Origin of the sequence: Propionigenium maris DSM 9537 (assembly GCF_027925155.1) — a bacterium.
GTDB lineage: Bacteria > Fusobacteriota > Fusobacteriia > Fusobacteriales > Fusobacteriaceae > Propionigenium > Propionigenium maris.
The window spans coordinates 71,488-94,974 of record NZ_BSDY01000003.1; the positions used below are offsets into that span (position 1 = coordinate 71,488).

The 23,487-nt window shown below is 40.1% G+C and carries 20 protein-coding genes and 1 riboswitch; of the genes, 7 read left to right on the plus strand and 13 right to left on the minus strand.

All coding sequences use genetic code 11. The annotated features are described in order from the left end of the window. Positions 1–154 precede the first annotated feature (154 nt). A complete protein-coding gene (locus tag QMG11_RS03790; RefSeq protein WP_281833577.1) occupies positions 155–3,202 on the minus strand; it encodes an efflux RND transporter permease subunit in 3,048 nt (1,015 codons plus the stop codon). Further along, positions 3,203–4,486: an efflux RND transporter periplasmic adaptor subunit gene (locus QMG11_RS03795; RefSeq protein WP_281833578.1), complete on the minus strand. Its 1,284-nt coding sequence runs from the start codon at positions 4,484–4,486 to the stop codon at positions 3,203–3,205. A 245-nt stretch (positions 4,487–4,731) separates the two neighbouring features. Here QMG11_RS03795 and QMG11_RS03800 point away from each other — a divergent pair, with 245 nt between their 5' ends. Next, positions 4,732–6,702, plus strand: coding sequence for a bifunctional diguanylate cyclase/phosphodiesterase (locus QMG11_RS03800; RefSeq protein WP_281833579.1), 1,971 nt, complete (start codon positions 4,732–4,734; stop codon positions 6,700–6,702). A gap of 38 nt (positions 6,703–6,740) precedes the next feature. Here QMG11_RS03800 and QMG11_RS03805 read toward each other — a convergent pair whose 3' ends face one another. The 3 genes from QMG11_RS03805 to QMG11_RS03815 form a co-directional block, all read right to left on the minus strand. Further along, positions 6,741–7,811: a TonB-dependent receptor gene (locus QMG11_RS03805; protein ID WP_281833580.1), complete on the minus strand. Its 1,071-nt coding sequence runs from the start codon at positions 7,809–7,811 to the stop codon at positions 6,741–6,743. Positions 7,812–8,245: 434 nt separating this feature from the next. Next, entirely contained in the window at positions 8,246–9,169 is a 924-nt protein-coding gene (locus QMG11_RS03810) for a hypothetical protein (protein ID WP_281833581.1), read from the minus strand. Positions 9,170–9,551: 382 nt separating this feature from the next. After that, a complete protein-coding gene (locus QMG11_RS03815) occupies positions 9,552–10,700 on the minus strand; it encodes a sensor domain-containing diguanylate cyclase (protein WP_281833582.1) in 1,149 nt (382 codons plus the stop codon). A gap of 311 nt (positions 10,701–11,011) precedes the next feature. Between QMG11_RS03815 and QMG11_RS03820 the strand changes: the two genes are divergently transcribed. From QMG11_RS03820 to QMG11_RS03830, 3 genes are all read left to right on the plus strand, one after another. After that, positions 11,012–11,470 carry a Spy/CpxP family protein refolding chaperone gene (locus QMG11_RS03820; protein WP_281833583.1) on the plus strand — a complete coding sequence of 153 codons (459 nt, stop codon included), beginning with the start codon at positions 11,012–11,014 and terminating at the stop codon, positions 11,468–11,470. Between the two features lie 194 nt (positions 11,471–11,664). Further along, positions 11,665–12,543: a metal ABC transporter solute-binding protein, Zn/Mn family gene (locus QMG11_RS03825; RefSeq protein WP_281833584.1), complete on the plus strand. Its 879-nt coding sequence runs from the start codon at positions 11,665–11,667 to the stop codon at positions 12,541–12,543. Positions 12,544–12,767: 224 nt separating this feature from the next. Continuing rightward, a complete protein-coding gene (locus tag QMG11_RS03830; RefSeq protein ID WP_281833585.1) occupies positions 12,768–13,367 on the plus strand; it encodes a hypothetical protein in 600 nt (199 codons plus the stop codon). A 52-nt stretch (positions 13,368–13,419) separates the two neighbouring features. On the opposite strand, the gene QMG11_RS03835 is transcribed toward QMG11_RS03830, so the two are convergent. Continuing rightward, positions 13,420–14,001, minus strand: coding sequence for a hypothetical protein (locus tag QMG11_RS03835; protein ID WP_281833586.1), 582 nt, complete (start codon positions 13,999–14,001; stop codon positions 13,420–13,422). Between the two features lie 356 nt (positions 14,002–14,357). Here QMG11_RS03835 and QMG11_RS03840 point away from each other — a divergent pair, with 356 nt between their 5' ends. Continuing rightward, complete coding sequence (locus QMG11_RS03840; protein WP_281833587.1) at positions 14,358–14,786, plus strand: hypothetical protein; 429 nt, start codon at positions 14,358–14,360, stop codon at positions 14,784–14,786. A gap of 659 nt (positions 14,787–15,445) precedes the next feature. Here QMG11_RS03840 and QMG11_RS03845 read toward each other — a convergent pair. The 7 genes from QMG11_RS03845 to QMG11_RS03875 form a co-directional block, all read right to left on the minus strand. Then, the gene (locus QMG11_RS03845) at positions 15,446–16,123 is read right to left on the minus strand and encodes a hypothetical protein (RefSeq protein ID WP_281833588.1); all 678 of its coding nucleotides are present in this window, start codon (positions 16,121–16,123) and stop codon (positions 15,446–15,448) included. A gap of 90 nt (positions 16,124–16,213) precedes the next feature. Further along, entirely contained in the window at positions 16,214–16,549 is a 336-nt protein-coding gene (locus QMG11_RS03850; protein WP_281833589.1) for a winged helix DNA-binding protein, read from the minus strand. A gap of 33 nt (positions 16,550–16,582) precedes the next feature. Then, positions 16,583–16,861, minus strand: a complete 279-nt coding sequence (locus tag QMG11_RS03855; RefSeq protein WP_281833590.1) for a hypothetical protein — start codon at positions 16,859–16,861, stop codon at positions 16,583–16,585. A 338-nt stretch (positions 16,862–17,199) separates the two neighbouring features. After that, positions 17,200–18,129 (minus strand): AEC family transporter, encoded by a 930-nt coding sequence (locus QMG11_RS03860; protein WP_281833591.1) that lies wholly within the window; start codon positions 18,127–18,129, stop codon positions 17,200–17,202. Between the two features lie 245 nt (positions 18,130–18,374). Further along, positions 18,375–19,454 (minus strand): alkene reductase, encoded by a 1,080-nt coding sequence (locus tag QMG11_RS03865; RefSeq protein ID WP_281833592.1) that lies wholly within the window; start codon positions 19,452–19,454, stop codon positions 18,375–18,377. 150 nt (positions 19,455–19,604) lie between these two features. Further along, a complete protein-coding gene (locus QMG11_RS03870) occupies positions 19,605–20,264 on the minus strand; it encodes an NAD(P)H-dependent oxidoreductase (RefSeq protein ID WP_281833593.1) in 660 nt (219 codons plus the stop codon). 72 nt (positions 20,265–20,336) lie between these two features. Beyond that, positions 20,337–20,621 carry a putative quinol monooxygenase gene (locus QMG11_RS03875; RefSeq protein ID WP_281833594.1) on the minus strand — a complete coding sequence of 95 codons (285 nt, stop codon included), beginning with the start codon at positions 20,619–20,621 and terminating at the stop codon, positions 20,337–20,339. Positions 20,622–20,787: 166 nt separating this feature from the next. Here QMG11_RS03875 and QMG11_RS03880 point away from each other — a divergent pair, with 166 nt between their 5' ends. Together QMG11_RS03880 and QMG11_RS03885 are read left to right on the plus strand one after the other, a co-directional pair. Beyond that, positions 20,788–21,129: a winged helix-turn-helix transcriptional regulator gene (locus QMG11_RS03880; RefSeq protein WP_281833595.1), complete on the plus strand. Its 342-nt coding sequence runs from the start codon at positions 20,788–20,790 to the stop codon at positions 21,127–21,129. A gap of 453 nt (positions 21,130–21,582) precedes the next feature. Continuing rightward, positions 21,583–21,658, plus strand: a riboswitch (cyclic di-GMP riboswitch). 137 nt (positions 21,659–21,795) lie between these two features. Beyond that, positions 21,796–23,487, plus strand: a 1,692-nt coding sequence (locus tag QMG11_RS03885) for a CLIPPER-2 domain-containing protein (RefSeq protein WP_281833596.1), incomplete at its 3' end; no start/stop codon positions are given.

Sequence of the window (23,487 nt, forward strand, 5' to 3'; positions counted from 1 at the left end):
AATACCTTAATAATTTCATCCCTACAACCAATTAGTCATATTAATTAAACACAAAGATCCCTTCTATAACTAGAAATATCTCCTCTAAAGCTTAGCAAACTAACAGAAGATTTCCTCTTCCAATGAAAAAGAAGGCTGTTTACAGCCTTCTTTTCTATTTCTCCCTCACTTTTTCAAAGTCCCCCATAGTATTTTTAAAGGGCTCCTCTGCTATATAGTACATTACAGGAATTACTACCAGTGTCAGCAGGGTAGAGAGGGAAAGCCCAAATATAACAGCTATAGCCATGCTGTTATACATCTCTGCTCCCTCCCCGCGGCTTATGGCAAGGGGAATCATCCCAAACACTGTAGTTAGAGTGGTCATAGCTATTGGTCTTAATCTTGTTTTCCCTGCTTCTATCATAGCATCAACTGTTCCCTCTCCCCTTGTTTCCAGAAGTTTTATATAATCGATGAGGACTATGGCATTATTTACCACTATCCCCACCAGCATTATTATTCCCACCATAACCATTACATTAAACTTCATCCCTGTAAAGAAGAGACCGAAAAATACACCTATTATAGACAGGGGAATAGCCCCCACTATAATAAATGGCAGGATAAAGGATTCAAACTGGGATACCAGGATAAAGTAAACCAGGAAGATAGAAAGGATCATAGCAAACCTCAGATCAGCCATGGTATCGTTTAACCTCTGTCCCTCTCCCCCGTAACCATAGGTTACAGTCTTGGGAGGCTCCATCTCCCTAAAGGTTCCTTCCATATACACCTGGGCATCCTTCTGGGTATACCCCTTGTCAAAGTTCGCTCCCAGGGTCACCTTCCTTATCTTATTCTTCCTCTCCACCTGGGCCGTTCCCTCCTCTACCTTGAGGCTGGCTACCTCGGAGAGTTTAATACTTCTGCCATTAGCCAGACGAATAGAGGAATCCATGACCTTGGCCAGGGATCTCCTGAACCCCTTAGCCAACTGCACCGTTACATCTACCTCCTGGGTATCTGTTTTTATTGTAATGGGATTATCCCCCAGTATCTGGTAACTGAGTATACGGGCTATATCCGCTATCCTGAGTCCATAGTACTGGGCTCTGTCCCGATTTATTATTACCTTGGCCTGGGGCCCACCTCCCTCTATGGAGGATTTTATATCCACAAGCCCCTCATTCCCCCTCATAGCTTCTATGAGTTTTCTGGAAACCTCCTCCAGCTGAAGGTAGTTTGTAGAGTAGAGCTCAAACTGGAACTCCCTTTCACCTGACTCCGGTCCCCTAAACGTGGTGATAAAGTTGAGCTTGGCATCGGGAATATCCTTGAAGAGACCCCTCACCCCCGAAACTATCTCAAATACATCCCGCTTCCTCTCCCTCTTCTTTACAAGTTCCACATTAATGGCCACCCGGCTTTCGCTTCCCGATGAGCTGTACCTAACGGTCTCTCCCCTCTCTGCCTCACTAGCTGTGAGCTCCTCCATGGAACGGGAGATCCTATCGGCAAAGTTCAGTTCCATACCAGGCGGGAGTTCTGCCACTATAGTATACTGACTCTCATCCTGATCGGGCATAAACTGCCCTCCAGTATATCCTCCGAGGATAAGTGCTACCACAAAGAGGATTCCAGAGACCACAAGGGTCTTCCACCTGTGGGTAAGACTGGCTATAAGGATTTGCTCATAGATAGATTTCACCCTGCTAAGAACCTTGCCTTCTTTCTCTACACTGTTCTCCCCAGCAAGAAACCTACTGGCTACCATGGGAACAAAGGTCAGAGCAACAATAAGGGAAGCTAGAAGGGAGAAGGTTATTGTATAGGACATATCACTGAATATTTCCTTGGCTAAACCCTCCCTAAGGATGATGGGAATAAAAACAGCCACCGTTGTAGCTGTGGAAGCTATAATGGGGATGGCTATCTCGCTTGCCCCCTCCCGGCTGGCTTCAACTTGCTCCTTGTGGAGTTCCCTATAGTGCCTGTAGATATTGTCCAGCACCACTACAGAGTTGTCCACCAGCATTCCAACTCCCAGGGAGAGGCCCATGAGGGATATGACATTTATAGATATCCCCTTGAGGTTCATAAAAGCAAAGGTAAATATTATGGAAGCTGGTATAGCCATAGCTATTACTCCGGTAGCCTTAATACTCTTTAAGAAGAGAAAGAGTATTATAGAGGCCAGAAAAAGTCCTGTGATGGCATTGTTTTTAACTGTACCTATGGACTGGTTGATGAACTTAGATGTGTCATACCCCACTGTAAGTTCACTTCCCCTTGGAATATATAGTCTCAGCTCCTCCATATCCCTTCTTATCTTCTCCACTATCTCCACAGCATTTCCGTCATCGGTTCTGCTTACCAGGATAGATACTGCATCCTCCCCGTTGACCCTGTAGAAGGAATCCCTCTCCTTATTGGATAGAGAGACCCTGGCCACATCCTTGAGACGAAGAATACCTCCCCCGTCATTTTTAAGGACTACCCCGGCTACCTGCTCCACCGTGGTCAGCTCTCCCTCTAACTTAACCAAATACTTCTTCTCCCCCGACTTTACATCTCCCACTGGGATATTTATATTTGAGCTGGCTACAATATTGTATACATCCCCTGCATCCAGCTCGTGGGAGGCCAGCTTATAGGGGTCCACCTCGATAAGGACCTCCTTCTCTAGTCCGCCCCGAACCACTACCTCACCCACTCCCCTTATCTTCTGAAACCTGGGCTTTATAATATTTTCCCCTATGGAACGGAGCTCCTGGAGATCTTTTCCGCTGAAGTCGATTATTACAACAGCTTCTCCCCCTACATCTATCTTATCTGTAATAGGCTCATCTATATCATCTGGAAGATCCCCCCTTATCTTATCCACCTCTGTCTGGATGAGGTCCACCTTCTTATCTGTGTCCACTCCATAGTCAAACTCCACTACTACCTGGGAGATCCCCTGGTTGCTGAAGGAATAGAAATCTTTTACCCCCTCTACCTCTGTGACCGCATCCTCTATCTCTCTGGTCACCAGCTTATCCATATCCTCTGGAACTGCCCCCCTCCATGTGGTGGTAACAGTTACCACTGGAATATTAAAGTTTGGCAGAAGCTCCACTGGCATCTCACCTAAACTCAGTACTCCTACTACCACCATGGTAACTATAAGCATAAGGGTAGTGGCTGGCTTACGAATGGCAAGTGCCGGTATTCCTCTCATCTACTCCACCTCCCTTACCCTGTCACCGTCTTCAAGGAGGTACTGTCCCCTTACCACTACCCTGTCTCCCTCCTCTAATCCATCTCCCCTTACCTCTACCTGGTTGTCCTCTGAGATACCTGTAGAGACAGCCAGTATCTTAGCTTCACCATCTCTTACTACTGCTATATACTCAACCAGCTCCCTTATCATCACAGCTTCCTTGGGAACTACAAGGCCCTCAGTAGTAACCGATTTCATTATTACCTTGGCATACATACCACTCTTCAGCCTCCCCTGGGGATTATCTATAGCCACCTTTACAGGAAACCTTCTGGTAGCTATATCAGCCTGGGGATTTATCTCGTAGACTTCCCCAATATAACGTTCCTCTAGGTCCTCTACCCATACCTCTACCTTATCCTCCAGGGATATATGGGATATATCCGATCCCGCCACTGTTGTCTCCACCCTTACCACCTGGGTGTCCAGTATATCAAAGAGGGGAATATTCTCATCTATCTCATCGTAGAGATCCAGGTCCATATTTGCCACACGGCCACCTATCCTGGCTCTTATATCCAGGTCATCATAGTCCTTCTTAGCTGCATTATACTCTGCCAGGGCAAGTTCATAGGCAGATACAGCTTCCCTTATGTCATACTCCCACTCCTTTTCCTTCACCCTGTAGGCAGCCAGTTCATACTTATCCTTCTTTTCAGCCACACCGCCACTTTTCAGAGAGGTATAGGTAGCTTTAGCCTCCTGGTAGCTGCTCTCCAGCTGTAGAAACTCTATCTCAGATATAAGCCCTTCATTGTAGAGCTGACTGTTTCTCTCATAGTTTATCTGCCCCTCCTGCCACCTCTTTTCAGCAGCAGAAAGCTCCTCCCTGGCCTGGATATAAGCTGCCTTAGCTTCCTGAAGATCCCTTCTTCTCTCCCTTTCCGCAAACTTTTTTCTTCTCTCCATCTGGGCTTCCCTATTTATATTCTCAGCCCTGGCCCTCTCATATCTTGAGATTACCTCCTCATTGTAGATCTTTACCACCAGGTCTCCCTTGGCCACCAGGTCACCATTTTTATACCCTATCTCCACTACCTCTCCTCCGGGCTTTGTTATCTGGGTAACTCTGTTCATGGGAAGGATATCCGAGTTCCCCACTACCTCCTTTTTAATGCTTCTTCTTATAGCTTCTATGGTTTTTACAGGCTTTACCTCCTGCTTCTCCTCTATACTCTCCCTCTCCCTGCCGCAGGCAAGGAGAACTATCATCACCAAGATAGATACAATTCCCCTCTTCATAGAATACCCCTCTTCCCTAAAAAGCAACGTGACGTTGCATTCCGATAACCAGTCGTAATACTAATTGCTTCATATGATTTTCTTAATTCTATACTTTCCTTAATAATAAAAATATACTCTCACTTATTCTACATATACCCCTCTTTCCTCCCTTTCTTTTTTAAGGTGAGAAGATTTAAAGGAAATCCCTCTATTCCAATGTAAATTGCAGATAGGATCTAATTTTCAGCCCTATGGAGGAAGCTATGATGTATTCTAAAAACACAATTCTATATTCATGGCACATTAAAGTTGTTGTTGTTGGCCTCATCCTTCAGTTTTTTTTGCTGCTTCATATGCAGTATAAAACTACCATTGAAGAGGTGGACAGGAGATTATATGTGGGTGCCTACAATATAAAGTATTACCTGGGAGAAGATTTTATAAATAAAGACCTCGGTAAAAACTCCCTTTCAGCAGCTGAAACCTTTGAAAAGTTCACCTCCCTCCATGAGAAGGGAAGGGAAGTAGGTGTAGACTACCTCTACCTTCTTATAAGGGATAGAGATGAGATAGTTTATGCAGCTCTCAGTGATAAACCCCAGGAAATAGGTGAGGTCAAAAATAATGGATTCTGGCTCTCCCTCACTGAAACAGGAGACGACTCCCTTGAGGAGACTTTAAAGGCCTTTGACAGCCATAAGCCTGTCTATCTGGGATCTTCAGACATGTGGGATTCCTATAGATCCATATACCTTCCTCAGATCTCCCTGGACGGTGTTAAATATCTTGCAGGGGCAGATGTGACTATATCCAACCTCAAGAGGGAGGTTTTGCTTAAAACTCTGAGGATATTTCTTCCCTTTCTTCTACTTTTTATCATCCTCATACCCCTTGGAAGGTTTTTGGCAAGATCCTTCTGGGAAAGGGAGAGATTGGAGAACCATATCGACCACCTAAATAAAAAGGACCTTCTTACAGGTGTGTATAACAGGAAGCAGGGATTACAGCTTCTCTCCCACTACCTGAACAGATCCCATTCAAATGATCGCTTCTTTTCTGTTTTTTTGGTGGGAATCGACAACCTGGATTCCATCAATAAGAACTTGGGGATGAAGGCAGGGGATAACCTCCTTATTATCCTCATCAATATTCTTAGAAGTGTCTTTAGGAAGTCGGATAATATAATGAGACTGGAGGGAAATAAGTTTCTTGTTATGCTGGAGGACTTTGACTCTGCCTCCCTGGAGCACATTAATAAAACCATAACCCAAAGGGTGGATTACTTTAATAAGCACAACAAGAACAATTACTTTATGAAGGTAAATTATATCCTCCATGAGTATCACGGTGAAAAAACCAGGGATTTCCTGGAATCAGCCCTACTGGAGCTGAGATACCTCAAGGATAACAGAAATAGTGAGGAAAGGAAGATGCAGACCGATATCTTAAAGGGAATCAGGCAAAAAGAGTTTAAAACCTATTTTCAGCCCAAGGTTGATCTGGAAAGGGAGGAGGTTTCCTTTGAAGCCCTAGTCAGATGGCTTCATCCTATTAAGGGAATCATCTCTCCCAACAAGTTTATCCCCCTGGCTGAAAGGTCCTCTGTTATCAATGAGATCACAAAAATTGTACTTGAGGATTCCCTGAGAGCAGCTGAGATCCTAGGGAGAAGGATCTCCATAAACCTTTCTCCCATCTCCTTAGATAACAATGACTTCTTTGAAGAGATTTTGGAAACCCTTAAAAATTCTGAATTTTCAAATTTAATCTCCTTTGAGATAACAGAAAGATCAGCTATAAATAACTTTGAGGAAACCCTTGTAAAGATAAGATCTCTCAACAAGGTAGGAAGCTTCGTTTCCATAGATGACTTTGGAATAGGCTACTCCTCCCTCTCCTATCTGGATATGCTTCCAGTAAGGGAAGTGAAGATCGACAAGCTGTTTATTGAAAGTATCTCCATATCTAAGATAAATTCCCTTATAGTTAAGGCTGTTGTAGACATGGGAAGGGTAAAGAACTTCAAGGTTACCTGCGAGGGAGTGGAAACCTTGGAACAGATTAGAGTCCTCTCCCACCTCGGCTGCAGAATCTTTCAGGGATATTTTTTCGGGAAGGCTGAAAAATTAAGTGTCGTTGCACAAAACCTAAGTTCTCAAGTATATCTGAAGAAGATAAGAAATATCAAACTTATGTCAACTAAGAAACCCCCTCTAAAGGTGGTCAATGATTAAATTAAATAAAAAGAACTCCCAAAGGAGTTCTTTTTTGTTTACATCTTTGCGTTAAAGGCTACACCAGTTCTTCCCTCAAACCCCGAATAGGTCTTCCTGTTTGTTCTGGTATCATATCCATACACATATCCTGCCCCTACAAAGGCACTTATATCCATATCATCTCCAAGATCATATGTCTTCTTTACCTTTGGCATAGCTATTAGCTCCGCCTGGTTGTCATCCTGTACTTCTCTGCCTCCCTTTTCCCACAGGGAAACCTCTCCCCATGCAGTAAGCTCAGAGTTTAGTATATATCCGCTTCCAAGGTCATAGTTGTGTCCAAGGGTATAGCTGTAGTCCCACTCACCGTAATCTCTGTTGTGAGAACTCTGCACATTCTGTCTTACATAGAGGGTGTTTTCTATAGTCATATAAAGGCTGTCTGTGAAGTTATGATCTAAGGTTACAGTGTAGTATTGTCTATGCTGATATACATCCGATCCGCTACCATCGTTGTTATAGGTTCTGTACTGATAGTTAAAGTTTAGATCTAAGCTGGTTTTCTCTGTAAGTGCTGTATTCATATTACCGTTAAAGAGCAGTCTGTCTGAAGAGAACCCTTGGTACTGGTAGTCTCCTCCTCCTTCTATGCTAGACTCCCTGTAGTTTCTATATCCGAACCATACACTTGAATCCCACTCCTTCCCCGCAAGGTTAAATGGTTCAAAGGTCCTTATCACCCTGAAGGTATGGTTTATAAACTGTCCGCTGTCCTTATCTGAGTCGTGAAGAGCACCGTCCTTCCCCCTGTACTTTCCAAATCTTTCATTGTTATCTATGTAGTCATAGGAATACTTATAGTCCACAGCCCACTTATCATTTATCTTATACCCCAGTTTTGTGTAGATAGATGTCACATCTCCATCCTCATTGAGGTCATCTGCTGCAGATGGATATCCGTCATAGGCTCTTCCAGTCATCCTTCCCTGCTGCCTCTCTGTGTGCTGTATCCCTGTGGAGAAGCTTATTTTCTTCTCCTCCTGCTGCTCATCTACTGCCTCTGCTCCATAGGTGCTGGCTCCAAGAACAGTAAGAATTCCCGCTGCTAATAAACGTTTTCTTTTCATTTTTTCTCTCCCTTACTAAGTTTATTTAACACAGTACCCTATTATAGATAAATATCCCCTCTTAAAAAAACGTCATTTGTCGTATTTTTTGACAAAACCATTGTTTTAATTAGTTTTTAAATAGAATTTAAATTCTCTTTTATAGGGATGTTAATATATTTATATACAATAATTCCTTTGCCCCACCACCAATTGCTTATGCAAATTACTGAATCAACGTGGAGATACACCCTCTAAAGATTAAAAATCTCAACTCCATAAAGGATTTAATACTTTTCTATACAATAAAAAGCAACGTGACGTTGCACCCTAATAATTAGTGAGGTGCCTTGATGTTTAAAGTAAACATTTTATAACTCCCATACTTTCCTTTATAATAAAAAGGAGACAAGGGAAGATAACTCCCTTGCCTCTCGTGTCTCTCTTATTCAATACTACATCTTCAGGTTAGCTCTGAACCCTAAAACTACTTCCGACCAGTTGTCATCACTGCTGTTAGACAGATCTCCCTGGGTATATCTGTATCCTGCATATGGAGCCAGGTGATACTCCTCGGTTATATCATATCTGTACTCCACCCTTGGTTCAATATACATGGAAACATCTGAGTTTTCATTGCTGTGCATAGTGTCATATGCCTCTATCCCATACTCCATCCAGAAGTGGAAGTTATTAACTATAGGCCTTTGAACTACAAAGTAGTTCTCTATATCCAGCACATAGCTGTCCCCATCCCTTTCTGCCGTTCCTCCAGTGGCTTCATCTGCCCCTACATAGTGATAGAACTCCAGCCAGTTGGAGAACTGCCATCCGGCAACCTCAAACCCGAAGTCCACCTGATTTCTCAGCTCCAGGTAGGTGTCATCATTTACATTGTCCGATGTGAACCTTGGATCAAACCCCAGCCATACTCCTCCTACTGTTGTTGAAAATCTAGGAGATATAAAGTAATTCTCCTGTGTGGTATGATCATCTGCTGTACCTCCGTCATACTCTATATAGTCCCACTCCAGTCCAAGGGTTGGAGTAAAGTCAAACTTCTGCTCATTGAAGGTAAATCCGTCGGTCTTAAACCTCAATTCAAATAGTGTATCCCATCCGGCATCCTTCTTGGAACCATTACTACCTCTCCTCTGATTCATGTAGATATCTCTGTCCACATCCATAAAGAAGTCGATATTATCGGTAATTCCAACTGTTCCCTTAAAGAGGGTCCATTCAGCTTTGTCTCCCCCTCCACCACCGCCATTTCTCTGCTTAGTATTAAGCTCGTGCATAAAGTTTAAGTCCCCTGCTTCTGCCATTGCAGGAACCGCCAGTGCCATTCCCAGTAAAGATCCTGTAATAATTTTTTTCATTTTCTGCTCTCCCTTTTACTCTATATTTGTTACAGCTTTTTCATTATAGGGGACTGGGTCTTCTATTTTACGATTTTTGTCGTTTTCATCAAATTTTTCTATATATAATAAGTTTTTTAATAAGAACAAACATTCTCTTTTATGGTGAGATATTGAATTTTATTGCTTTTAAGCTCTGCACATTATTAAAATTAGACTGAGCTGAAGTGGTGTAAATCTCATTTTTCTTGAATTAAGAGTAATCTTTAGCTTCTTTCCCATAAAAAGCAACGTGACGTTGCATCCTGATAATCAGTTGGAGCACTCATTACTTCAAGTTATTTTTTTAAAAATTATATACTTTACCTTAACAATAAAAAGAGGAGCCATAAGTGGCTCCCCTTTACTCTTTGGACATATATATTTTTGTAATTGAGCTCCTCTTGGCTCTGTATAGGTTGTTATCTAGCTCCTTAAAGTAATCCCTCAGCACCCGGCCAGACTCCAGTTCAAGTATTCCTATGCTGATTCCCACCCTGGATCCCAAAAAGTTATAGCTTATATCCTCATCATGTATATCGGTAGTCACCCTCTGGGCAAGTTCCAGAGCCTCCTGGGAGGTAATCCCTGTGAGGCCGCAGAGAAACTCATCTCCTCCAAACCTTCCAACATCTCCCCCGATAAACCTTCCTTTGAGTATCTCTCCCACCCTCTTCAGGGCCAGATCTCCTCTGTGATGGCCAAAATTATCATTTACTCCCTTAAAGTTATTGAGATCCATCAGGTATAGGAAGGTTTTCTCTCCATGCTTCCAGGCCTTCCTGTACTTCTCCTCAAAGATCTCATAGAAGTATCTTCTGTTATAGATACCTGTGAGTTCATCGTACTTGGAGTGCTTCTGTAAAACACGGTTAACCTCCAGTATCTTCTTATTTTGCAGGGTATTATTTAGAGCTATGGTCATAAAGGGTACCAGCTCCCGGCACACCTCCAGCTCCTCTAGGGAAAATTCATCCCTTTCATAACTCTGGTATGTAAAAGCTCCTATTACCTCCTTCTCCATCTTAAGGGGGGCAAAGTAACAGGCTCTGGGAACACTTCCCACAAACTTGGTAAGTTCTCTAACCCTCTCACCGCTATATAAAAACTCCCTCTCATGAAGTATAGTCTTTAAGAGCTTGCTCTCCTTTTCATTATAGGGAATATCCTCAAAATCAAGGCATCTGTCCATCTCATGGTAGAAACAGTTGCAAACTCTCTCCCTTTCAGGGGAGTTTACTGCTATTCCTATGGTGCACTCTCCATAAGCCTGCCTCATGGATTCATAGACCTTTTTGGACATCTCTTTTATGGAATTAGTTGAAACTATAACTTTGGCAAGCTTCTTCACAAAGTAAAAGGCCTTCCTCTCTCTTTGGAGTTTAAGCTTTTCTTTGTAAAGTTCCTCCTTAATATAGTTAATCTCCTCTAGTAATCCATCATTCTTTCGCCCATTTATCTCCATTCTACTACACATCCCTTCCCTAATTTCCACCATATATTTTGTTAACATTCGATCTCTTAATAGTATTAATATTATACTATAGATACAATAAAAACTGTAATCTTTTAATTAGTTTATCCTCCCACAGAACCATATATAATCAACTTATAAGCACTCCTTAAAAAATGACCTGTTATCTATAACAACTTCATTAAAAAGGAATACTTTTTTATTATTCGGGATTATTAAATAAGGTTTTGTCCTACTATTAAAATAAGCTTTCCCGGATTTTTCATCTGCCAGACACAGAATTGTCACAGGGAAACTGTAGTATTAGAGAATAACAGGAATGAGAATTTAATCAATTAGGAGGTATAGGTATGAAGAAAATAATTGCAGTTTTAGCTGTGGTGGTATCAACAGGAGCCTTTGCCCAGGGATACTCCAACTATCACGGGAACAACTCATCAAGGATGAACCACAACCACAGGGGAAGCATGATAACTCAGCAGGTGGAAAACCTTACACCAGAGCAGCAGAAGGAGTTTTCAGAGCTTCACAGTAAGCACAGAGACAGGATGAGAGCAGCTATGCTGGACATAAAGGATGTTAACCTTAAGATTCAAAGAGAGATGTTAGCTGAAACTCCAAATCAGAAAAATATCAACAAACTCATCGATGAAAAATCTAAGCTTCAGGCTAAGAAACAAAAAGATGCCCTGAACTACAGAATGGAGATGAAGGAGAAATTTGGATTGGAGATGAATGGCCACATGGGTGGAAAAGGATGCATGAGTAATAAGGGAAGATCTAAGGGATCAAATAGAATGATGGGATAGAAGGACACCTCTATGGATATTTCCATGGAGGTTTTTTTGTGTAGTACTTTTACTAAACTCCATTACTCAATTCTTCCCCCTTCATTTTACTTTGATTATCTTTATAAATATATTCAAAATAATTTGAAAAAATAAAAAAATAGAGTATAATAGTCGTAAATCACTTAAAAAATTACGAATCTAGGGAGAGAAATATGAAAAAGATAATATTATTTTTACTGCTGTCCATGGCAGCCTATGGAAAACTTGAGGTAGCAACTACCATCTTTCCAGTCTACGATGCTGCAAGGGTTATCGGTGGGGACAGGGTGGAGGTCAGTCTCCTGGTTACTCCAGGCGTGGAGCCCCACTCCTTTGAGCCAAGCCCAAGGGATATTGCAAGGATAAATAAGAGCGATGTCTTCCTCTATCTCAATGAGGAGATGGAGACCTGGATAGAAAAGTTCAGGAGGAATGTAGAGGTGGAAACAGTTTCCACAAGCCAGGGAATCCCTCTCATGTCTATGGAGGAGGACGATGACCATTCCCATGAGGGACACCACCACCATCTGGACCCACATATCTGGCTGGATCCTCTCCTCTATATTAAAGTTGTAGAAAATATCACCCAGGAGCTTGAGAGAAGGGACCCGGAAAATGCACACTACTACAGGGAAAACTTTAAGATCTACAGTAGGGAGCTGGAAAAACTCAGTGAGGACATCGTAGAAACCCTTGAAGGGTCTACTCATAAGCAGATAATCTATGCAGGTCACTTCTCCTTTGGTTACTTCACCAGAAGGTATGGACTGGATTACATCTCCGTCTATAAAAACCTCTCTCCCAATGCGGAAATAAGCCCCAAGGATCTCAAAAAGGTTATAGAGGTGGTAGCAGCAAGCGGGCAAAGGTATATCTTCCAGGAAGCTCTGGTGAACAGCAAGACTGCCAAGTTAATCTCCAATGAAACAGGGGTGGAGGTTCTAATGCTTCACCAGTTGGGAGGAGTTACCAGGGATGATCTCAAGAGGAAAAAATCCTACCTCATAATCATGAGAGAAAACCTTGAAAACCTGAGGAAGGGATTGGAGTAACGTTCCCCTTTTAAGAAGTATCTAAATTAAACCTTTAAATGAATCCCCCGGAAAATTCTCCGGGGTTTTCTAGTTTGATCTTTTTAATTTAACCCCCATTTTCATTAACTTTTTTTTATTAAACTTTAACCAAATTAAAACAACTTTTCTCTCTTTACTCCAGTCAAAATGATAACTTCAGATAAACCGATTAAAAAAATTAAAAATATATGGAGGTACTATCTATGAAGAAGATCACTCTGGCACTTGCCCTTGTACTTGCAGTCAATGCTTTTGGAGAGGGATTCCGTAATGTTGAGTGGGGGTCCGACCTAGCTACTGTAAAGAAAAGTGAGAAGAATAAAAAGATGGAGGTCTCAAAGGATGTCCAGGATTATGGAAAGTATCACTGGGAGAGACAGCTCTACTCCTTTGAGGATTCTATGAAGTCTGCAGGAAAGTTTAATGTAGAGTACGTTATGCTTAAGGATAAGCTTATAAAGGGAAGCTATACTCAGAAGATAAAGGATGGAGACCTTACAAACTACACTAAGATGCAGAAGATCCTCGTGGATAAATATGGAGCTCCCCAGGGGTCTGCTGAAAGATCATCCCTTGTATCCAAGGACGGTAAGGAAGTAAGGGAAACAGAGGTAATCCTGACATGGTTTGGAGAGAAGACAAGGATCGATATGAAGCTCATAAACAATGAAAGGTATCAAATCTCCTACCTTCCTACAGATGAAAAGATCATCAAGTTTGTGGAAGAGAGCGGCCTGGAAAGGGAGAGAGCTAAGGAGAAGGAGCTTATGAAGGATAGTGAATACATCAAGAACTTCATTTAGCTTTGCACTAAAAAAAGCTGCCAGCTATGGCAGCTTTTTTACTCTTTAACCCTTAGTTGATAAACACCTCTCCGCTGGAAAGGGTTACTACCAGGGTATCTTTATGCCTCTTAGAAAGATCTATTGTCTTTACAATTTCAGTTTCATTTATGTGGGTACCGAAGTCATTTTTATGAAATACAGTATACTCTACCTTATGCGTCGAACCACGAAGCTCCATAAATCTCTTAAAGCTAGTACTCTCTCCATCTACCTTAAAGTTTTTATAGTAACACTTCCCTGCCAGGATCCCCTCTGCGTATCCTTCACATTCAAACTTTACTCTGTACCCCTTATAGCTTCCATTTCTGTCTATTCCCGCTCTGTCATAACCGGATATATCGTAACCCTCTCTATCATAACCATCCTTATCGTAGCCATCCCTGCTATACATAGTTCCTGTTTCCAGATTGATTCCGTGGGAATTAAAGTTATTCCTGTCATATCCCGAAGCATTATACCCAAAGAAATCATATCCATCCTCATCAAACCTTGTATGGGTTTTAGAGTGAATCATCGTTTCTTCATCAAATCGTGCACTGGTGCATCCAGTTAAAGCAAGTACTAAAATTAATATCCAAGCTGCCTTTTTCATAATCTCTCCAATCTTTTTATTAAATTTGTTCTTTTTATCTTCCCCTCTAAATCATTGGCTTAGCGATAAAAATAGTAAGTCATTATACTTTAAACTCTCCCAGCTTGTCAATTTAAATGAACTATTGTCTCTTCTAAAGAGACTGTTACCTCTTTACCTTTATATTTTATCTGCTGCTAAAGCTTTAAGGCCTATAGCCTCTGCTAAATTTAAATTAATCATTATATATAACTTGCTTTATAGGGATTACAAATATTATACTTAGATAATGAAATAACCAAATCAAGTTTAATGATCTGGTTTTCCTAAATTAAAAAGGATCCTAACGATCCATAAAAATTCAATGGAGGTATCACATGAAGAAGATACTTATAGCCTTTGCTGTTTTATCTGCAGTAGCAGCTGGAGCTGAATTAAAGGATGGAAGATATAGTGTACAGACGGACAAGAGTATATGGTTCTGGTATCCTAAAACAGAAATTCTGGTAGAGGATGGCAGGGTGGTAGAGGCATCACACGACAGGGTTAAGAAGGATGGCCGTCTGGCTTCCCAGGACGACTGGTATAATGAGAAGATGCTGAAAAAATCAGGCTCCAACCCTGAAAGGTACTCCAAGGAGATACCTGAAAACTACTTTAAAGCCAATGGAAACCTAGAGGAGATGGATAGTATTGCAGGAGCTACTGATTCTGTTAACCACTTCAAAAAGCAGATGAAGTTTCTTTTGAAAAAAGCCGAAGCTGGAGAAACTGGTGAATTTACAATGTCTAAGAAGGAGTTATAATAAATTCAGAGAAGGGAAGGTTTATCCTGGCTGACCCCCTCTCTTTTTTTACCTACAACAGAAAAGAGAGCCAAATGGCTCTCTTTCCTCTCAAATAAAAGCAAGGGTTTTCTGGAGAGGAGGGCGCCTACTCCAGAAATCTGCTCCTTGGAAGGAGCTGTATGTTAAGTGGTTAGGTGTGGCTTCCTTATATAGATATTATCCTCTATGGAAGAAAAAAAAGCTAACCTCCCCTCCCCCAACTATTCACAATAGTACTTGCCCCCCTCCTCACTGCCAGTCTTTTTTGGTGAATCAGCTCACCCTATTTTTCATTTTATATTTTTCCTTCCGCCTCTGGCAAATAACTATACACTCTCCTACCTTACAGATCTCCTTTAAAGGGACTTTTTATACTCCCCAGGTTTAATCCCAGTATATTTTTAATTTATAAAGGAAAGTTTCTAGAAACTTATATCTTGGATTAAAGTCCCATCCCTAATATAATCTGTAAGAGACTTTAAAGTATATCTAGTAAAAAGGAATTCCTATAGACATCAGTGTGCTTTAAAATTAATTTTATTATGCCAAACTAAAAAAGACTGAGGATTTTCCTCAGCCTTTTTTACACTTATCCCTCAGATTGAGAGTTCTTTTTTCTTAACCGACAGATCTTAAGGCTACCACTTCAGAGGAACTGCCATAGTCTCCTCTAAACCGTTGTATTTATAAGTAAGAAGTATCTCCTTTGGCAGCTTCTCTTTATCCTTTAAATTAAACACAACCCATCTCCTCTCATAGAGCCCTGCAGGTATCTGGAACTCTCCAGACATAAGGTGTGTCTCAGGAAAAACCTTGCCCCTCTCAGCATCTCTATTCCCCTTATGAAGGTTATCTACTCCAAGAGCTCCAGCTCCTCCCACAAGAAGAGCTGTCCCGGCATTCCCTATGGCTCCATCTGCAAAGGAAAGGAGACCGCCGGCAATTGCCGAACCTCCAAATGCTGTCTTTCTGTTCTTCTCCCTTCTCTCCTTCTCTGCACTCTGGGCATCATGCCACTGCTTGAGCTCCTTTCCTGAAATGACCCTGATCTCAGAGTTATAGTAGTCGTCCTCAAAACTTACATGTGGTTCTGTGACCTCACCAATCTCTCCGCTCTTGTTTTCAAAGGTAAAAACCATAAACTTATAGTAATCATTGCTGAAAGCCTTGTCGGTATCTCCGCTTACAAGAAGATCGACCTTCTTCTTCTCAGCTACTCCTCCATCTGTCCCGATGCTCTTTCCATATTTTCCAGGGTGTACAGAAGCACAGGAAACCATGAAAAAAGCCATTAACATATATATTAAATTTCTCATTATATCATCCTCTCTTATTATTAAAATTTTATAGATAATTTATGTGAAGCACTCTTAATACAGCAATCAAAAGATGACAGATCTAAGTTATTAACTTATTGCATTTTCCAGATGCTTTTTATATAAATCTATCGATTCTTTCAAGGCTTGGGAGCCATCCTCTGTTATAAATATTCTATTCCTCCTATCTATCCTGCATTTTCTTACTAATCCAGACCTTTCCATTTCACTTATTCTCCTGGAGATCAGAGATCTGTCTACTTTAATAGAAGAATTCAGATCGGAGAAGTTATCTATCTGATTTTTAATATAGATCAAAATATAAATATCTACAATGCTTAACCTGGTTACCTTTTTAATGGTTTTAAAGTAATCCTGCATCTCATAGTATTCATCTAACCTCTTAAGCTCACTCTTATACCTCACAATATCTCCTTTTTTAATATGAATATAGGTTTTCTACTTCTCCCCAGAGGGTCTTATAATGCAATAGTCTTTAATCAGTTCTCTTACTCCCTCCTCATCAATTTCATCTCCAAACTCTCCTAAAGCAAGAACATGATCGAAAAAGTCATCCAGATCATAGTTCCTAATGCCCAGACCTATTAACACAAGGATCTTATTCTGAATCATACTTAACCTGGAGGCAAAAAAAGAACTTGCTTCCCTGCTTCTAAGCTCCCTCCATGCTTCATCCTTAGCTTTTTGCAGGCTAAAGTAGCTTTCATCAAGTATCACCCTTTGCCTCACTGAGTCTTTATTACTAAAGAAACTTTTAAACATTACACTCCTCCGCTACAAACACTTTAAAATCACTGTATAGATGTTATTTTATTTTTAAGCTTTTCATAATTTCAGGGTATGGTAGCAGAGTTTTTTTAAAAATACTGAACTTCTCAATTAAAATGTTTTAATTAACCTCTTCTTCAATCCCCCTGTTTTTAAAGTAAGATATAAGGGAGCTTTTATTTCAAAGGCTTTAAAACCTCTAAGCCGCTCCCTAGAAAAATGGAGAAATCATTTTAAAATTAAAATGATTTAAGTTATTTTATCTGTGTTTTTATCTCTAAATAACCCTAAGTTAATATGAAGATCAAGCCTCCAATTGTAAATATAGAAAAAATTGTTCCCAGTACAGTAGCAGCTGATGTCTCAGACTCATAGGTACCAAATTTTACAGAAAACATAGGTGCCGTAGAAGCAGTTGGCATTGCTGAAACAAGAAGAATCTCGTTAAATAGGTGTCCCTTAATTCCACTTACTAACATTACTCCAAGAAAGATTAATGGTGATATTATGTTTCTTATAACTATCAGAGTTATCACCTCAAGGTTTACAGATATCCTGGTATGCGCCATAAAAAGGCCTGTAGCAAACAATGAAATTGGTGGTGCGGTATCCCCTAGAAATTTAAAACCAGATATAATAAACTCTGGAAGCTGCATATGTAAAGCTGAGATTATTATCCCTAAAATAGGTGCAGATAAAATAGGATTTTTAAATAATTTCATTATCTGGAAGATAGTTGACCTTAGGTCACTCCCTTCACTCTGGTTATGATAATCTACCAGGAACATTGTAAGGGGGGTTATCATAAGAAAAACAACAAGACTTGCAACTATAATTGTAGCTACTCCACCCTCACCATAGAGATTTAGTATTATTGGAATTCCCATAAAAGCAGCATTGGGAAAGGCTGATATAAGAGAAGCCTGGGAACTCTCCTTGGGGTGTTTTTTAAACTTATAGTGATAGATCATATATGTTTTAATATATGTGAGCAAAAGTCCAAGAACTATTATGGAAATAACCTTTAGATTGAGAAAGAGTCCTATAGGTTTAGCGGAAGTAAAGCTAAATAACAGAGCTGGAGTTGCTATTAAAATTATAAAGTTAACCAGAGATCTTGAGTGTTCCTCTGGCACAATCTCCTTTCTACCAGCATACCAACCCATAAAAATAGTAAAAAATAAGGGAAACAAAACTTTTGTAATGAGTAAGATCATAGTAACTCCTTTTCATAGTGTATTTGTGCCATTTTAAGCCTTCTAGGCAACTTCAGTATTTTAACTGTATGAGATCTTAGTTAGGCAGGTTCATAATTTAGCCACAAAAAACTCTCCCTATATTAGCCGGTCTCTTGCCATTAAACCAGCTACCATAAGGAGAGCATATTGGACCTTATATCTAAACTAAAGTCACATATAAATTTTATTTTTAGAGAGCCGACCTTCTCCCAATAGAGACCTCTTTAAAGATAATCTGTGTATCCCCTGTCTCCTCCTCCAAAGAGAGTGTCGGAATCGAAATCCCTTAACTGGATGCCTAATTTAAACTTTTCAACAAGATCTGGGTTGGTTATAAAACTTCTGCCGTAGGCTATCAGATCTGCATAGTTCTCCTCTAAAATCATCTCTCCCCTGTCCTTGGTATAGTTCCCCGCTACAATAATTATCCCCGAGAAGACCCTACGAAGCTCCTCTCTGAAACCTGTAGTAACAAGAGGGGCATCATCCCAGTCTGCTTCACTGAGATGAATATAAGCTATTCCAATCTCCTCGCAATATTCAGCGAGTTTTATAATGGATTTCAATGCATCTGGACAGTTCATTCCCCTCTGGGTAATAAATGGAGCTAATCTAATCCCCACCCTTTCTTCACCTATCTCTGCAGCCACCTCTTCTAAAACTTCCTTGGCAAATGTCAACCTCATTTCTACAGAGCCTCCATACTCGTCTTCTCTGATATTGGAAGTGGACCTTAAAAACTGATCTATAAGATATCCATTTCCTCCGTGGATCTCAACCCCGTCAAAACCTGCCCTTACTGCATTTCTAGCTGCCCTCCCATAATCCTTAACAATGGCTTTTATCTCCTCTAAAGATAATTCTCTGGGCACAGGACAGGGAACCATCTCCCCCTGCTCCTTCTCCTTGTTATAGATCCATACGCTGGCATCAAACTCTAAAGCCGATGGTGCTACAGGTTTTCCATCCAGGTGGAAACTTGGGTGTGACATCCTTCCCACATGCCACAGCTGAGAAAAGATAATCCCTCCCTTTTTGTGAACCTGATCTGTAACCTTCTTCCATCCCTCTACCTGAGCACCGGTATGGATTCCCGGTGTAAATGAGTACCCCTTCCCCTGATCAGATATCTGGGTAGCCTCAGTTATTATAAGACCAGCTCCTGCTCTCTGGGAGTAGTATTCCCCTGCACTGTTATTTATTACTCCGTCTATCTCTCCAGCCCTGGCTCTTGTCATCGGTGCTAAAACAACCCTGTTCTTTAGAATCTTTTCTCCCAGCTTGAGTTCCTTATATAAATTCATTTGATCCCTCCTCATTATCACTTGCGACACTTGATGTAAAACTTATTTCATAGGGGAGTTATTAATTATTGATTATGTCTGCCCCTTATTTTAAAGGCTCTATTACTTCTAAAATAGTCTTTAAATTTAAATACAACTCTGAATTCATACTTAAAGGTATCTTACTACATCCTCCATCCCTCTTCTCGTCTTTGGAAACTTATTCTCTGGATCCTTGGCGTATCCAAAGGCTATCATATAGGAGAGTGCAAATCTCTCCATATCTATATCAAACTTCTCAGCCAGTATCTTTTCTGTTTTCTCCTTGTGGAATCCCTCTATAGGGCAGGAATCTACTCCAGCTATGGCTCCAGCTGTGAGCATATTCCCCATTGCTATATAACTCTGCTTACCTGCCCAGTCGGAGAGAGTTCTTTCATTTTCCAGCAAGTTAAAGTCTTTTTCCTGAAAGTCCCTGAAAAAGTTTGTTTTCATCTCGATAACTTCCTCTGGAAGTTTTTGTACACCCCTCATAAAGTTATTAAGGTATTCCGAGTCGTGTTTCATCTCTCCCTTTCTGGTAAGAGCTACAACAAAGTGACTAGCCCCTGTAGCTCTGTCCCTTCCTCCCCAAGAAAACTCAGTAACCTCCTCCTTCATCTTTGGGTCGGTTATTACCAAAAACTGCCACGGCTCAAATCCAAAGGAGCTCGGAGATAACCTCCCTGCCTCCATTATAAAGTTAAAGTCTTCATCGGTGATCCTTCTTTCAATATCAAACTCCTTACATGCATATCTTCTATTCATCGCTTCTATAAATTCTTTTTTCATCCTATCTTCACCTCTATTTATATTTTTTATTTTACTTTTGTCATTTAGGCTTTATTAACTGTCTTACTATCTCTATAAAACTTCACTGTTCAATGTAATCTCTATATTTTCAGAATAGCTTATCAACCTTCCTATCTTCTCCTTAAAAAACTCCGTTCCCTCATGCTTTTCTATGGCCGCTCTGTCCTCCCACTTCTCTACAAAAGTCATAACTGAACTTTTTTCCTGATCCTCATAGACTGAGTACTCTATACACCCATCCTCTCCTCTGCTGTTTTTAACCAGCTCCAGAGCTTCCCTTTTAAATAACTCTAAACTTTCATCTTTAACTAAAGCCTTGGCTATAATTAGAATCATCTTTACTCCTCCTAGCAACTTTATGTCTTTAAAATAGTTATAACCCCTGAGATATGATATAATCTAGCACAGGTAAGATAATTATTGAAGTAGTTGCATTTTGGTAATATTATTTACTTTTAGTAACATAGTTTCATTTTAGAAAGTAAGGAGGTAAAAGGTAAGTATGAATGATAAACCGTCTAAATCAAAGGAGATATGTAGCGGGGATAAGCCATGTAAGATAGAAGCAACTTTAAAATTTCTTGGGAACAAGTGGACCTTTCTTATTATCCATGCTCTTATGGGTGACAGAAAAAGGTTTAAGGAGCTTCAGTACCTGCTTAAAGGTATAAGTCCCAAAACCCTTACTGAAAGACTCAGAAATCTCGAGGAAAAGGGAATTGTTCACAGGGAGATCTTTCCTGTTATTCCTCCTAAGGTAGAATACTCCCTAACCCCTAAGGGTGAGGAACTTAAAACTATGCTGGATGCCCTAAATGCCTGGGGAAAGAAGCATCTGGATTAATAGAATAATTTGCTAGGTTTTAATTCGTTTTAAAAGTTTCATGGAGAGGTGAACTCTCCCTTTTTCTTTTTTTGAGCTTCACACTCAACCCCTTGGATAAAATTTAAGAGAATTCTAAATAATTTCATATTTATACCCCTTCCTTCTATATTACGTTGCGTAAGTTATTTTCACCTGCCCCCCTTCCATCCTTTAACTGATTTCATTAAATCCATTATTTCTCTTCTCCCTTCAAGATAAAGTCTCCATATATTTTGATCTATGAATTTCAATAATTATATATTTTTAAAAAAAATTTAACATTATTGAAATTCACTCACATGACTTAAAACAAAAGACTTAAAAACAAAACATTTGCTCTTAATGTTTTCTTAAGAAAGGTTTTAGTTGACTTTTTCACTTGCAAAAGTGTACGCAAATCTATATACTGTGTATATTTCAAATAAAATTACATTGTTTTTTTGGCAAAGTAGGAGAAATCCTATGACGCAAAACTATAGGGCCTTTAAAATGGTAGCCAGCTGCAGATCTATGGAGATCTGCTTTTTTTTATGCCAAACACTTGTTACATTATCTTTTTTGTATTCTAAAGTGTTTGTAAGTTGAAAAAAGAACTTAATAACAAGTTAAGAAATAGAGTGTTTGTTTACAAGGGGAGAGAGAAGTATGAAAAAAGTAATTTTGTTGTTTTGGTTGCTTCTATCGATGCAACTATTGGGAATGGAAGTTAATGGGAACTACAGTAACTTCCTCTATTATGAATCTGCTATGAAGAGCGGAAGTGAGGTAAGGATAACGCCTGATGAAGGAGGAAAAAAAGGGGCAGTCTGGTCGAGGAATGTATTTGATCTAAATGAAGATTTCCACTTTGAGTATGAGATATATCTAGGAACTAAAGGCATCGAGAGCTACGAAAGCCTTAAAAAAGAAAATCCATACCTTAATATGGAAGACAAATATATTGATGCCAATGGAAATGTTGATATAGGGGCAGACGGGATGGCCTTTACCTTTAAATCATCTGATTATAAAAATGATAACTATGGAAATGCCGGACAAAACATCGGTTATGGTGGAGGTAATTTCCCCTATTCCTTCGGGGTTAAGTTTGACACCTATACAAACCCATATTATGACCCACAATACGATTATCAACAAGATAAAATCAAAAATATCGTTAAAGACCATATTGCTTTTATAGCTAAAGGGAAGATTGGAACAATCAGAAATTCCGGAATTGGTGATGGTAGAGGAGCAGCACCCTACAAGGAAATAGATGAGATGGAGGATGGAGAGTGGCACAAAGTTACCTTTGACTGGGATGCCTCGAATAAAAGGTTTACATATACCTTTCGAGATGGAATGAAAACGTATACAGACACCTATTCTGGAGATATTGTAAAGGAATATTTAGGAGGTAAGTATGCTTACTTTGGGTTCACTTCATCAACAGGGCAATGGATGAATGAACATAAACTTCGTAATGTAAGAGTTAAGGGAACCATTCCAACAGATGACTACAAGTTAGATATAAAAAAGGAAGTTGTTTCTGGGAACAACTATAAGTTGGAAGATACTATTAAGTATAGGATAACTATAATAAATCCCGGGAGCGAAACCCTTACCGACATTAAACTAAAGGATGGGAAGGATATATCAGATAACGAACTGGCATCAGATGTTACCCTTGAAAGGTCCACATGGCCTGAGCTAAAAGCAGGGGAAAAGCTCATAACCTATGGAACAAAAAAGGTAACCCAAGCAGATATAGATGAGGGAAGCGTAATCAGAACTGCTGCTGTAGAGGCACGAAAAAGAGATGGAGAGAAGCTGTATGCAGCTGCTGAAGCCGTTGTGTATCCAAGCATAGTTGAGGGACTAGAGGTAAGTAAAACAATAGTTGGAGATAGCAAATACGCAAAAGCAGGAGAAACAATAACATATAACTTTAGCGTAACAAACACAGGAACTATAACTTTAACAGATCTGTCTGTATTGGACCTGAAGATACCGGGAGTTATACTAAATAAAGTTGAACTAGCTCCTGGAGATACTGCTACAGGGACTGGAAAATATACCGTTACTCAGGAGGATATTGATCATGGAAGTATTGAAAATACTGCAAATTTTAGAGCTGTAAAACCAGATGGAAGTGTTATAGGTGGAAGTTCTACAGCAATAGCTACTGGGGTATTAACCAGTAGTATTGAGGTTCATAAAACAGTTACTACTGCCGGGGAGTATAAGTTCTCCAAGGTGGGAGATAAGATCACATATAGCTTTACCGTTAAAAACACTGGTAATACTACTCTTACTGCTGTCACTGTTACAGATCCTAAGATCTCAGCTCCTATTACC

What these genes read in the sequence shown, in the direction of transcription:
- QMG11_RS03790 (WP_281833577.1), bottom strand. Translation starts at nt 3,202, where the DNA reads ATGAGAGGAATACCGGCACTTGCCATTCGTAAGCCAGCCACTACCCTT.
- QMG11_RS03795 (WP_281833578.1), bottom strand. Translation starts at nt 4,486, where the DNA reads ATGAAGAGGGGAATTGTATCTATCTTGGTGATGATAGTTCTCCTTGCC.
- QMG11_RS03800 (WP_281833579.1), top strand. Translation starts at nt 4,732, where the DNA reads ATGATGTATTCTAAAAACACAATTCTATATTCATGGCACATTAAAGTT.
- QMG11_RS03805 (WP_281833580.1), bottom strand. Translation starts at nt 7,811, where the DNA reads ATGAAAAGAAAACGTTTATTAGCAGCGGGAATTCTTACTGTTCTTGGA.
- QMG11_RS03810 (WP_281833581.1), bottom strand. Translation starts at nt 9,169, where the DNA reads ATGAAAAAAATTATTACAGGATCTTTACTGGGAATGGCACTGGCGGTT.
- QMG11_RS03815 (WP_281833582.1), bottom strand. Translation starts at nt 10,700, where the DNA reads ATGTTAACAAAATATATGGTGGAAATTAGGGAAGGGATGTGTAGTAGA.
- QMG11_RS03820 (WP_281833583.1), top strand. Translation starts at nt 11,012, where the DNA reads ATGAAGAAAATAATTGCAGTTTTAGCTGTGGTGGTATCAACAGGAGCC.
- QMG11_RS03825 (WP_281833584.1), top strand. Translation starts at nt 11,665, where the DNA reads ATGAAAAAGATAATATTATTTTTACTGCTGTCCATGGCAGCCTATGGA.
- QMG11_RS03830 (WP_281833585.1), top strand. Translation starts at nt 12,768, where the DNA reads ATGAAGAAGATCACTCTGGCACTTGCCCTTGTACTTGCAGTCAATGCT.
- QMG11_RS03835 (WP_281833586.1), bottom strand. Translation starts at nt 14,001, where the DNA reads ATGAAAAAGGCAGCTTGGATATTAATTTTAGTACTTGCTTTAACTGGA.
- QMG11_RS03840 (WP_281833587.1), top strand. Translation starts at nt 14,358, where the DNA reads ATGAAGAAGATACTTATAGCCTTTGCTGTTTTATCTGCAGTAGCAGCT.
- QMG11_RS03845 (WP_281833588.1), bottom strand. Translation starts at nt 16,123, where the DNA reads ATGAGAAATTTAATATATATGTTAATGGCTTTTTTCATGGTTTCCTGT.
- QMG11_RS03860 (WP_281833591.1), bottom strand. Translation starts at nt 18,129, where the DNA reads ATGATCTTACTCATTACAAAAGTTTTGTTTCCCTTATTTTTTACTATT.
- QMG11_RS03865 (WP_281833592.1), bottom strand. Translation starts at nt 19,454, where the DNA reads ATGAATTTATATAAGGAACTCAAGCTGGGAGAAAAGATTCTAAAGAAC.
- QMG11_RS03870 (WP_281833593.1), bottom strand. Translation starts at nt 20,264, where the DNA reads ATGAAAAAAGAATTTATAGAAGCGATGAATAGAAGATATGCATGTAAG.
- QMG11_RS03875 (WP_281833594.1), bottom strand. Translation starts at nt 20,621, where the DNA reads ATGATTCTAATTATAGCCAAGGCTTTAGTTAAAGATGAAAGTTTAGAG.
- QMG11_RS03880 (WP_281833595.1), top strand. Translation starts at nt 20,788, where the DNA reads ATGAATGATAAACCGTCTAAATCAAAGGAGATATGTAGCGGGGATAAG.